The sequence below is a fragment of the Sorangium sp. So ce693 genome (assembly GCF_051521375.1).
In the GTDB taxonomy this organism is placed as follows: domain Bacteria; phylum Myxococcota_A; class Polyangia; order Polyangiales; family Polyangiaceae; genus Sorangium; species Sorangium atrum.
In genome coordinates this window covers 8,751,451-8,763,816 of record NZ_CP150347.1, presented here as the reverse complement: position 1 = coordinate 8,763,816, position 12,366 = coordinate 8,751,451, and the positions used below count along the sequence as shown (strand labels likewise).

Annotated in this window: 6 protein-coding genes; 5 read left to right on the top strand and 1 reads right to left on the bottom strand. The window is 72.9% G+C overall.

The window, feature by feature from the left end; all coding sequences use genetic code 11:
• Position 1: 1 nt before the first annotated feature.
• From WMF14_RS32575 to WMF14_RS32555, 5 genes are all read left to right on the top strand, one after another.
• Positions 2-1,909: a VWA domain-containing protein gene (locus WMF14_RS32575; protein WP_437792598.1), complete on the top strand. Its 1,908-nt coding sequence runs from the start codon at positions 2-4 to the stop codon at positions 1,907-1,909.
• Positions 1,906-4,728, top strand: coding sequence for a VWA domain-containing protein (locus tag WMF14_RS32570; RefSeq protein ID WP_437792595.1), 2,823 nt, complete (start codon positions 1,906-1,908; stop codon positions 4,726-4,728). Before WMF14_RS32575 ends, WMF14_RS32570 begins: the two co-directional genes overlap by 4 nt.
• 225 nt (positions 4,729-4,953) lie before the next feature.
• Positions 4,954-5,895 carry a homocysteine S-methyltransferase family protein gene (locus WMF14_RS32565; protein ID WP_272094830.1) on the top strand — a complete coding sequence of 314 codons (942 nt, stop codon included), beginning with the start codon at positions 4,954-4,956 and terminating at the stop codon, positions 5,893-5,895.
• Between the two features lie 73 nt (positions 5,896-5,968).
• Positions 5,969-7,300 (top strand): glutamate--cysteine ligase, encoded by a 1,332-nt coding sequence (locus tag WMF14_RS32560; protein WP_437792590.1) that lies wholly within the window; start codon positions 5,969-5,971, stop codon positions 7,298-7,300.
• A gap of 63 nt (positions 7,301-7,363) precedes the next feature.
• Complete coding sequence (locus WMF14_RS32555; RefSeq protein ID WP_272094828.1) at positions 7,364-8,677, top strand: hemolysin family protein; 1,314 nt, start codon at positions 7,364-7,366, stop codon at positions 8,675-8,677.
• 1,715 nt (positions 8,678-10,392) lie between these two features.
• Here WMF14_RS32555 and WMF14_RS32550 read toward each other — a convergent pair.
• The gene (locus WMF14_RS32550; protein WP_437792586.1) at positions 10,393-12,309 is read right to left on the bottom strand and encodes a HEAT repeat domain-containing protein; all 1,917 of its coding nucleotides are present in this window, start codon (positions 12,307-12,309) and stop codon (positions 10,393-10,395) included.
• Positions 12,310-12,366 lie beyond the last annotated feature (57 nt).

The window sequence follows — 12,366 nt, the reverse complement described above, 5'->3', positions numbered from 1 at the left end:
GATGCTGCACTTCACCGGCGTTCCGCTGCAGACACTGCTCCAGATCGGCGCCCTCGCCGGGGCCGTGGTCGTCGTCTTCTACATCCTCAAGCTGCGCCGGCGGCCGGTCGCGGTCCCCTTCTCGAGGATCTGGGAGCGCATCCTCCGGGACAAGGAGGCGACGAGCCTGTTCTCGCAGCTGAAGCGGCTCCTGTCGCTGCTGCTGCAGCTCGCGCTCCTCGCGCTGCTCCTGCTCGCGCTGGGGGATCCGCGCCCGCAGGCGAACCTCGTCGAGGGGCGCAACATCGTCGTCCTCATCGACGCGAGCGCGAGCATGCAGGCCATCGACGTCGCGCCCTCGCGCCTCGAGCTCGCGAAGGAAGAGGTCAAGAAGATGGTCCGCGGCCTCTCCGGCAGCGACCGCATGCTGCTGGCCCAGATGGACGCGGCCATCACGCCCCTGTCGACGCTCACCGGAGAGATCGCGGAGCTCGAGGCGGCCGTCGCGGCGGTGAGGCCGACCGACGCCACCGCCGACTTCGCGCGCGCGCTCCGCTTCGCGAGCGACACCCTGAGCGGGCTCCCGTCGCCGGAGGTCATCGTCGTGAGCGACGGCGCGCTCGGCGAGCCGACCGACGCCGGCGGACAGGTGCGCCTCGGCGACATCAAGCTCTCGTACCTGCCGATCGGCAAGGGATCGAGGAACGCCGCCATCACCGAGTTCTCGGTGCGGCGTTACCCGCTCGACAAGAGCCGCTACGAGGTGATGCTCGAGGTCACCAACACGAGCGACGAGCCCCTCGATCTCGAGCTGTCGCTGCTCGGCGACGGCCAGCTCACGGATCTGACGCGCATCCGGCTCAAGCCCAAGGAGAAGCTGCCCCGCTTCTACCCGAACCTCTCCGGCGCCTCGAAGACGCTCGAGGCGAAGCTTTCGCTGGCCGACGGCAGCTCGGACGACCTCCCCGCGGACAACCGCGCCTACGCGCTGCTCCCCGAGCGGCGCCGCGCGCGCGTCCAGGTCGTCTCCGCGGGGAACATGTTCCTCGAGGCGGCGCTGCTCCTCGACGAGTACCTCGACGTGACCTTCGTCGATCCGCAGCGGTACCCGGCGGCCGCCTCGTTCGACGTGACCATCTTCGACGGCGTGGCGCCGAGCGTCGCGCCGGGGAGCGGGAGCCTGCTCTACCTCAACCCGACCGGGACCAGCGCCCCGTTCGAGGTGGGCAAGGAGGTCCTCGACGACGACCCGAACTACCGCCTGGGCTTCGACGAGCTCGACGCGAAGCACCCGCTCCTGCGCTACACGGCGCTCAGCGACGTGAACGTCGCGCGCGCCCACGTGCTCAAGGGCAACAAGGAAGACAGGGTCGTCGGCAGGAGCTACAAGGGCCCGCTGCTGATCGAGGGGCGGCGCAGCGGCGTGAAATTCGTGGCGCTCGGCTTCGACGTTCGCGAGAGCGATTTCCCGCTCCGCATCGCCTGGCCGCTCTTCCTGCTCAACGCGATCAACAACTTCGTCGAGGAGGACACGAGCTACATCTCCTCGTTCCGCACGGGCTCCGTCTGGCACATCCCGGCGTCCTCGTCCGCGGAGGTGGCCAGCCTGGAGCAGCCCGACGGGACGACGCGCACGGTCCCCATCCAGGAAGGGCGCGCCGTGTTCCTCGGGCAGCACGCCGGCTTCTACACGCTGCGCGTCGGCGCCGCGGGCGCGCAGGAGGAGAGCATGTTCGCCGCGAACCTCTCGGCGCCGGAGGAGAGCGCGATCGCGCCGGCCGCCGAGCTCAAGGTCGACGGCCGCGGCGCGGGCGCGGTGAGCGAGTTCAAGATCGGCGTTCGCCGTGAGCTCTGGGTCTACCTGCTCGCGGCGGTGCTCGTCGTGACCGCGATCGAGTGGTTCACGTACCACAGGAGGGTGACGGTGTGAGCGCGTTCCGTGGTCGCAGGCTGCGCATCGTCGCGTGGGCCATCACATGCGTCGCGCTCGGCGGGATCCTGTTCTGGGCGTACCGGAGGTATGTCCTCCTGCACCCGGATCCGACGCTGACGTGGGTGCGCGAGGGGGTGAAGTACGAGCTCCTCAACCCGAAGATGCTCGGCGCGATCCTGCTCGCGCCCTGGTTCGTCGGGGTCCTCGCGGGATCCCTCGCCGACCTCCCCCTGCCGCAGCGCGTGCTCTCGGTGCTTCTGCGGGTCGCGTTCGTCGCGCTGATCGCGCTCGGGCTGTCGCGGCTCGCGAGGTCCGCGACCACGGAGAAGGTCGCCACCATCTACCTCATCGACGTCTCCGAGTCGGTCACCGACGAGGCGCTCGACGACGCGCGCGCGACGCTCGACAAGGCGTTCGCCGAGAAGCCCGAGGACGGCGTCATCAAGGTGATCACCTTCGCGCGGCGGCCGCGGCTCGTCGAGCGCGCGGCCGGCGAGGCGGCCGGTCGCGAGGCGGAGCGGCGCGCGCCGCCCATCGGCCGCCACCTCGACGCGAACGGACAGCGCGGCGATCTCGGCGCAGGCTCGAACCTCCAGGCCGCGCTGCAGCTCGCCTACGGGCTGTATCCGCCCGGCTACCTCAAGCGCGCCGTGCTGATGTCGGACGGCGTGCAGACGGACGGCGACGTGCTCGCCGAGGCCAACCGGGCGCGCGACGTCGGGGTGCGGCTGTTCTCCATCCCGTACCGGCGGCCCGCGCCGCCCGAGGTCGCGGTGCGGGAGCTGAGGATGCCCGACCGGGTCAAGGTCGGGGAGACGTTCGAGATCCACGCCGACATCTACGCAAGCCGCGCCACCAAGGCGCGCGCGCGGCTCTTCCAGGGGGAGGCGCTGAACGGCCTCGAGGGCATCCGGGATCTCGAGCTCAAGGCGGGGCCGAACGACGTCGTGTTCAAGAGCGTCGTGCGCATCGCGGGGCAGGTGACCTACGCGCTCGAGCTCGACCAGATCGCGGACGACAAGTTCAAGGAGAACAACCGGTACGCGACCACCATCGACGTGCCTGGGCGCCCGTCGGTGCTCTACGTCGAGGGGACGCCGCAGCACGCCGGCCCGCTCTCGAGCGCGCTCACCGCGCAGCAGCTCGACGTCGACGTCAGGCCGCCGGCTGGCTTCCCCGGCTCCCTCAAGGAGATGGAGCGCTACGACTTCCTGATCGTGTCCGATACCCCGAAGGAAGCGCTCAGCCTGCAGGGGCAGGAGATCATCGAGAGCTACGTGCGGGATCTCGGCGGGGGGTTCCTCTTCGCCGGCGGCGAGTCGGGGTACGGCCTCGGCGGCTGGTACCGCACCACCATCGAGCGGATCCTGCCGGTCCGGATGGACAACGAGCGAAAGAAGGACATGCCGAGCGTCGCGATGGCGCTCGTCATGGATCGCTCGGGATCGATGACCGGGCTGCCCCTCGAGATGGCCAAGGCCGCGGCGAAGGCGACCGCCGGGGTCCTGTCGTCGGACGATCTGATCGAGGTGATCGCGTTCGACTCGGCGCCGACCCGCTACGTGAAGATGCAGCCCGCGCGCAACCGCTCGCGGATCGCGGGCGAGATCGCGCGCATCCAGCCGGGCGGCGGGACCGAGATCTTCTCCGCGCTCGACGCCGCCTACCAGGACATGACCGTCACGCAGGCGCGCAAGAAGCACGTCATCCTCCTCACGGACGGCAAGGCGTCGACGGGCGGCATCCGGGACCTCGTGTCCGCCATGATCGCCGAGTCGATCACCGTGACCACCGTGGGGCTCGGGAACGACCTCGACGAGCAGCTGCTCAAGATGATCGCCGACGTGGGCGGGGGGCGCTTTCACGCGGTCCCTGATCCGAACAACCTGCCGCGCATCTTCACCAAGGAGACCGAGATGGTCGCGCGCGCCGCCGCCGTCGAGGAGTGGTTCCCGGTGACCCAGGTCGGCGACGCGGCGTTCCTCCGGGGCGTCGACGTCCGCACGGCGCCCAACCTGCACGGCTACGTCTCGACCAAGCTGAAGCCGCCGCCGGCCCAGGAGCTGCTCACGAGCGACAGCGAGGAGCCGATCCTCGCGCGCTGGCGCGTCGGCCTCGGGTGGACGCTGGCCTGGACGAGCGACGTCAAGGCGCGCTGGGCCGTCGAGTGGCTGAGGTGGCCAGGCTTCGAGAAGTTCTGGGGGCAGCTCGTCCACGAGCACATGCGCCAGAAGCACCGGCGCGAGCTCGACATGAAGGCCGAGATCGTCGACGGAGAGCTGCGCGCGTCCGTCGACGCGTTCGGGGCCGACGATCGGTTCGAGAACAACCTGACCTCCCGGCTCACCCTCATCGGGCCCGAGCCGGGCGGCGCGACGCGGGTCGTCGACATGCGTCAGACCGCGCCGGGGCGCTACGAGACGGCGCTTGCGCTGGATCGGTACGGCTCGTTCCTCTTGCGGGCGGAGCACCTGCGCGAGGCCGAGGACGGCTCGCTCCGGCCCGTCGCCGTCAGCTACGGCCACGTCTCGAACCCGTACCCCCGCGAGTACGCGAGCTTCGAGCCCGAGCTCGCCATCCTCGAGAAGGCCGCGACGTCGACCGGCGGGGCGGTCGATCCGAACGGCGTGGCGGCCATCTTCGACCCGGCAGGGGAAAAGGTGACGTTCCACGAGGAGCTCTGGCAGCAGTTCATCTACGCCGCGATGGTCGTCTTCCTGCTCGATCTTTTCGTCCGGCGGGTGCGGCTCTTCGACCGGAAGTTCGTCGCGCGCCGGGGCCGAGGGGTAGGGGGCCGGCGCCTCCCGGCCACATGAGGACCCATGGCAACGCGGAGCCCCTCATGACGGCCGATCCCCCGTTCCTCCCCGGCGCCGCGCCCAGCGCCGGTGCGCGTCCGTCAGGTTGCCCCCGACTGCGCTGCGTGGAACGCTGTGCTCCAGCCCGCTGGCCTGCACCATTTCGCGACGCGGAAGGGCCGTCTTGGGCTAGTTTCCCCTTATAGACCGGTGGTAGAGGAGCCCTGGAAAGCAGCGAAGGACGTGAATGCGCTCGAGGCCTCCACCTCTCGGCCTCCCGTGGGTCGTCCGCTCATCATCGGCGGCGATCCGCTCGCGTCGCTCCGTGGACGAGGCACAGCGGTCTCCTCCACCACCGCCCTCGGTCGGCTGCTCCGCGAGTCGCCTCGAGCGATCGCTGAGCTGCACGAGCAGGAGATCGCGCTGGGGATCGACGTCGTCCGGGCGCTCACGTCCGCCACGACGACGCGCGCTCTGGCGCCGATCGGCATGGCGTTCCGCGCCGCCGCGCTGACCGGAACCGCGGTCGAGCTCGCGACGGAGGCGGCGGGCGCGGCCGCGCGCCGCGTGGCGGTGGCCGGTATCCTGGGCCACACTGCCGCCGCACCCATGGCCGACCGGATCGCGGAGGATTACGCCGTCCATGCGGCCAGGCTGGCGGCGGCAGGCTGTGAGATCCTCGTCGCGTGCGGCTTCGATCCAGCCCAGGCAGCGTGCGTGGGCCCCACGGTCGCGCGGCTCGCGCGCCGCGCGGCGGTCGTCAGCGCCAACACGACGCAGCTGGCGACGTGGGCGCTCGTGGAGCTCGACGGCGCAGGGCGCACCGCCGATGGCGAGGGGTTCGAGGAGGTCGCCCGGTCGGCCCTCGACAGCGGCGCGGACGCGCTGCTCTTCGAGGTGGCGTCGGTCGAGCTCGGGCTCAACGTGCTCCGGCGCCTCGAGGGCGTCGCGCACGAGGTTCAGGTCGGCGTGCTGCTCGGCGCCGAACCTGCGCAGGCGGACGGGGCCGATCGCATCGCGCCCGCCGAGATCTGCGATGCGTGGGCGGCGTCAGCGGCGCGGCTCATCGAGGCGGGCGCGCGAATGCTCGGGGGAGGAACGGGGACAACGCTGGCGCACCTCGGCGCGCTCGCGAAGATGCTCCGTACGGCGCAGCGCGCGCCCCTGCTCAGGCGCGCGCTCTAAGCGAGAACGAAACCCAACCGGAAACGTGATGATGGCCGATGCAAGCCACGGGAGTGAGTCGAAGTCTCAACCGTTGGAGACGTTTGACGATCTGCTGTTTCCCTTCCACGAAGCCACGAAGCCCGAAGCCCTTCACCGGATCGGCGCCGAGGCGGAGAAGTTCGGGGTCGACGCCAGGACGGGCGCTGCCCTTCCGTACGAGGGCGAGCGGAGCATCCTCACCGTGCTCCAGGCGCTCGTCGAGCGGCACGGCTGGGCGCCCGAGAACGAGGTCCCCGGCGGTCCGCTGATCGCGCTCGCCCGGGCTGGCGCCTCGGTGACCCTCGAGCCAGGCGGGCAGCTCGAGCTGTCCGGAGCGCCCCTCGAGAACATCCACCAGATCTGCATGGAGATGAGCGGGCACCTCGCGGAGCTGCGGGACATCTCCGCCGAGCTCAAGCTGGCCTGGCTCGGCATCGGGTTCCACCCCTTCGCGTCGCAAGCCGAGCTCTCCTGGGTGCCCAAGGCGCGCTACGCGATCATGCGGCGCTACCTGCCGACGCGCGGCGCGCACGGCCTCGACATGATGCGCCGCACCGCCACCGTGCAGGCGAACTTCGACTACGCCAGCGAGGAGGCGGCGATGCGCGCGCTCCGCGTGTCGCTCCGGCTCTCCCCGCTCGTGACGGCGATCTTCGCGAACTCCCCGTTCTACGAGGGGGCGCTGTTCGGCGGGCGGAGCTACCGCGCCAAGGTCTGGCTCGACGTCGACGCCGCGCGGCAGGGGCTGATCCGCAACGTGCTCGAGCGCGGGCGCCGCTTCTCGGACTACGTCGCATGGGCGGTCGATGCGCCGATGTTCCTCATCAAGCGCGACAGCGCGGTGATCGAGAACACGGGGCAGACCTTCCGCGACTTCCTGGAGCACGGCTTCGAGGGGCACCGGGCCACCCGCGGCGACTGGGAGATGCACCTCAACACCCTCTTCCCGGAGGTCAGGCTGAAGCGGACCATCGAGGTCCGCGGCGCAGACTCGCTGCCGGCCAACCTCGTCTGTGCGCTCCCGGCACTCTGGGCAGGCATCCTCTACGACGCGCGCGCGCTCGACGAGGCCGACGCCCTGTCCGAGAGCTTCAGGTTCGACGAGCTCGAGGCCGTGCGCCCGCAGATCGCCGAGCGCGCGCTCCGCGCCTCGTTCCGCGGCAAGCCGCTCGCGGCGCTGGCCGAGCGGCTCGTCTCGATCGCCTCGGGCGGCCTCGAGCGGCGCGCGCGCCTGAACAAGAACGGCAAGGACGAGCGCGTCCACCTCGATCGGCTCAGCGCGCTCATCGCCAAGGGGAACTCCCCGGCCGATGCTCTCGTCGATGGACTCAGGAACGACGACCCGGACCTGCGAAGCAAGATCCTCGAACGTGCGAGGATCTAGCCGCGGCTCGTCGCCGAGGAGGCGCGGGGCGGCGGGCGCGCCCGGGGGAGGACGTCGACCGGCATGACGTTCGTCTATCTCCTGGGCACCGCGCTCCTGGTGCTCCTCAACGCGTTCTTCGTCGCGTCCGAGTTCGCCATCGTCAAGATGCGGCCGACGCGGCTGGAGCAGCTCGTGCGCGAGGGGGACGCGCGGGCCCGGCTCGCGCTCCAGATGTCGCAGCGGCTCGACGCGTACCTGTCCGCCAACCAGCTGGGCATCACGCTCGCGTCCCTCGGGCTCGGCTGGATCGGCGAGCCGGCCATCGCCCAGCTCATCGAGCCGTTGCTCGCCCCGCTCGACGCCTGGTCGGGGGTCGGCGCGCACGCCATCTCCGTCGGCATCGCGTTCATCCTGATCACGTCGCTCCACACCGTGATCGGGGAGCTCGCGCCCAAGTCGCTCGCGATCCAGCGGACGGAGAAGGTTACGCTCTGGGCGGCGCGGCCGCTGCACGGGTTCTTCGTCCTGATGTGGCCGGTCATCTGGGTGCTCAACTCGATGGCGAACGGGTTCGTCCGGCTCTTCGGGCTCCGGCCGGTGGGCGAGGAGGAGATCGCGCACACGTCGGAGGAGCTCCGGCTGCTCTTGACCAAGAGCCCTGCGGGGCTCGATCCCGCGCTGCGCAGCATGCTCGTGCGCATCTTCGACCTGCGCCGGCGCACGGCGAGGCACGTGATGTCGCTCCGCTCCGACGCGGCGACCCTGCGCGCGAACATGACGATCGACGAGGCGGTGCGGATCGTGGCCGACGCCGGGTACTCCCGGTACCCGGTGCTCGACGAGCAGGGCAAGAACGTGCTCGGCTACCTGCACCTGCGCGACCTGTTCGACGTCCTGAGCCACCGCCGCCGCGCGGCGCGCGTCGCCGAGCTGCTCCGAAAGCCGATCTTCGCGCGCGAGAACACCTCGGTCGAGCGCCTCCGCCTCGAGATGCAGGCGCGCCAGGTGCCGGTGGCGATCATCACGTCGGCCTCGGGCGAGTTCATGGGGCTCGTGACGATGGAGGACCTCATCGAGGAGATCGTCGGCGAGATCCGCGACGAGAACGACGAGGAGGTGCCGCCCATCCACCGCCGCGGCGGCGGCATCGTCGACGTCGACGGCCGCGTCCTGCTGACGGACCTGGAGCGCGACGCGCACATCGTGCTGCTGCCCGAGGTGAAGACCGTCGAGACGGTCGGCGGCTACATGCTCGGCCGGCTCGAGCACCCACCCGAGGCGGGCGAGCGCGTCGAGTGCGAGGGCTACACGCTCGTCGCGATGGATGTCGCCGGTCGGCGGGTGCGGCGCGTCCGCATCGTCCCGACCGACGCGGCCGGGGGCGAGCGGTCATGACCAGCGCGGCTCCCCGCACCGGGGATCCGCGCGCCAGCGCCGTCCGTCAGGGGCGCCGCCCCCGAACGTACGCGGCGAGGCGCGCACCCTGGAATCGGTCGCCCCGGGGACGAGCGGCGCGCGGATCCAGGTACAAACTTCGGCGGACCGGTACTACCCTGGCTTCGTAAGTGGAAACGCTTGCAACTCGGATCTTGCGCGATGGCCCGCTGAACGAGCTCGATGCCGTCGGCTGGGCCATTCGTCTTGCGAAGCGGATCGAGGCGCTTCACGCCCTCGGCGTCGCGCACGGCGCCATCTCCCCGGAGTGCGTGCTCACGACCGCGGTCGATCGCACCTCGAAGGCGATCCTGGCCGATCTGCGCCAGACGCCGAGCCGCATCGCCTACCAGTCGCCCGAGCGCGTCGGAGGCGGGACGCTCTCGGCCGGCGACGACGTGTGGGCCATCGCGGCGACGCTCTACGAGGTGCTGACGGGGGCGAGCGCCTTCGGCGGCGGGAGCGACGCCGAGACGCGGCAACGGATCGCGAGCTCCTCGCCGGCGCCGCTCGCCGTCTTCGACGTGGGCGACGACGATCTCCAGCGGGTCCTCGACGATGCGTTCCAGCGCGATCGCTCCGCGCGGACGACGAACGCCGCCGCGTTCCGGCGCGCTCTCGAGGAGTGGCACCCCGATCCCGCGGTGCGCGCGCTGCTCCCGCTCGACGACGAGGACGCGACGAACGACGAGGACGACGACGAGGTGCGCACGCTGATGCGCGTCTCGCCGTTCAGCTCGAGCCAGCTCGACGAGGTCATCGCGCAGCGCGCGGCGGCGGCGGCCGCGGGTCAACCGGCGCCGCCCCTCCCGGCCGAGCGCGCGCGGCCCCCGGCGGCGCAGCCCGGCGCGCCGGCTCCCAGGCCGGGCGCCGCCCCGATCCCCAGGGCGCCCGCCCCGGCTCCGGCCACGCAAGGGCGCGCCCCGGTCGCGCGAGCGCGCGTCCCGGGCGTGGGAGCGGTCCCGGTGACCCAGACGTCCGGCGACGCCCGTGAGGGCTCGGAGCCGAGGATGGCCGCGCGGGAGGCGACGCCCCTGAACCTCCGCGGGCCTGCTGGGCCAGCGGCCGCAGCGCCCGCGCGCTCCGGAGGAGCGGCGCCCGCCGCGTACCGCGCGCCCGACGCGGGGCGGCCCGCTCCGGGCGCGGCGCCGCCGGCTGGAGGGCCTCGAGAGATGCCCGCGGTCGGGGCGCCAGCGCCGGCGCTCCCGGGGCGCGAGCGCCCGGACGCAGAGCCCGAGGCTGTCGCGAGACCTCAGCCACGGAGCGGCGAGCTGCCTTTCCTCGGCGATCTCGACGGGGACATGCTCGACGAGCCCACGCTCGATGCGCCCACGGTCGTCGACGACCGCGACGATGATGAGGACGACGACGACGTCCCCACGCGGACGCGGGAGGCACCGACGCCGGTCGCGCCGCACCCGGTCGACGCGACGCCGACGCTCGGCGCTCCCCTGGCGCTCGCCGACGCGGCGGCGACAGGTCGCTCCGCCGCGGCGCCGCTCGAACGAGCCGCCGGGGCGCCCGCGGCCGCGTCGTCCACGAGGGCCGACGCGGGGAGCGGCGCGCTCCTCGGGCCGAGCTCCGCCGCAGCCGGCGCGCTCAGCCCATCGCAGCAGGCCTCGCCGGCCCCGCGCAGCGCCGTCGCCGCGCAGCAGAGCGGAGCGCCTGCGCAGGGCTCAGCCGCGCCGGCCCCGTCGCCCCTCGGCGCGGCCGACGGCTTCGGCCTGATCACCGACGTGCCGCCTGACCGCTCGGGGCGGCTCGGGATCATCATCGCGGTGGTGGTGGCGCTGCTCCTGGCGGTGGGGGCGATGCTGTTCGCCGCGCAGCTCGGCCTGCTGGGGGCCGCGCCCACCGCGCCCGGCCGGGGGGCGGTCGAGCCGGTCCCCGCGTCGGCCGTCGCGTCGATCGTTGCCCGCTTGCGGCCGGAGCGCCTCCTTGTGGAAGCTCTGGATCTGCGCGTCGAAGCCGCCCATGTCCACGCGCAGGAGCGCCTCGGGCCGGAGGCCTGAGCGGCGCGCGATCGCCTCGGTCCGCTCGGGGAACGGCGAGATCCACACCATCCTGCCGCCCGGCGCGAGCGCGTGCGCGGCGCCCTCGACGAAGCGGTCGAGCATGGCGTCGAGATCTCCCGTGCGCTCGACGCGCCGGCCGAGGGGCGGGTTCGTCAGGATCAGCGTGGGCGCCTCGCCCGGAGGCGGCGCGCCGAGCGCGTCGCGCTGGAGGAGCTCCGCGCCCCGCGCGCCCGCGGCGTCGAGGTTCTCGCGCGCGATCTGCAGGGCTCGCGGATCGCGATCCGAGCCCACGAGCCGCCGGTACGGTCCGAGCAGGGCGCGCTCGCAGAGCTCCAGGCCCGAGCCGACGAATGGATCCCAGACGACGTCGTCGCCGCGCGCCCCCGCGATGCGCGCGAGCGCGGCCGCGATCGTCGGGTGCGACGCCGCGGGCACGTCGCCCCGGCGGTACGCGAACCGCGGGTCGGGCAGGCGCGGCGCGAGCTCGACCCGCGCCCGGCCCGCGCCCTCGTAGACGACCACGTCCCACGTGCTCTGGGTCGGATCGTTCACGAGCTCCGGGGCCTCCGCCTCCACGGCCGCCGCGGCGCGGAACACCGCTGCCCGGCGCTTGCCGCCGCCGGCCCAGTCGATGCGGTAGCGGATCGCGCCCTGGGTGAAGCGGCGCAGGATCTCGCGCGCCTCCCGCGAGAGCAGCCGCTCCGCGACCGCCGCGGCGAGGTCGGCGCCCTGGTCGAGCTTCCGCAGCGGCAGCGGGAGCGCGAACGACAGCATCGTGCGCGCCCCGAACAGGACGTCGAGGCGGCCGCTCAGCACGACCTCGACCCGCGTGCCGCCGCACGGATCGCTCCGGAGCTCGGGGACGAGCGCCCCGCCGGGAGAGCCCGCGTCGAGCGCCGCGAGCTCCTCGGCGAGGATCGCCTCGAGCCCGCGCCGGCAGCGCACCGCCACCCGGAGGGGGCGCTCCGGCGCGCGATCGCCGGCGATCTCGGACGGCTCGCCGCGCGTCAGGGTCCTCCTGGCCAGGAGCTCGGCGCGCGCGCGCACGCCGGCGATGTCGTCGCCGTCGAGCTCGGCCAGCGCGTCGAGCGCGGCGCCGCCGCCGACCTTGCCGAGCGCCTCGATCAGCGCGCGGCGGACGTCGGGCGATCGCTCGCTGCGCGCCGCCTCGGCGAGCGCCTGCTCGACGAGCGATCGCCCGGCGTCCGCCGCGTACGGCTTGCCGAGCGCCACCGCCGCCATGCGGCGCGTGCGGCGATCGTCGTCGTTGAGGCACGCGAGCAGGTAGTCGCGCGCCCGCTCCGAGACCTCGGGATCGATCGGCCCCGAGGCCATCAGCTTGCCGACGAGCCGGGTGAGCGGCGCGCGCAGCGCCGGCGCCGCGCCGGCGGCGCGCTCAATCGCGGCGGGCAGCGCCGCAGCGCCGGCGCGCCGCAGCGCCCGCTCCGCCAGCTCGGCGGGCTCACCGGACGTCTCGAGCAGGCCCATCAGGGCGGCGAAGTGGCGGCGGCCCGGCGTGAAGCCCGGATCGGAGAGGGCGCGCTGGAGGTCGGGGTCGAGCGTGGCGAGGGGGGTCATCGTGGCTTGTAACTCCGCGTTTTTATCTGGATCCTGGCGGTCACGGCAGGCCGGGAT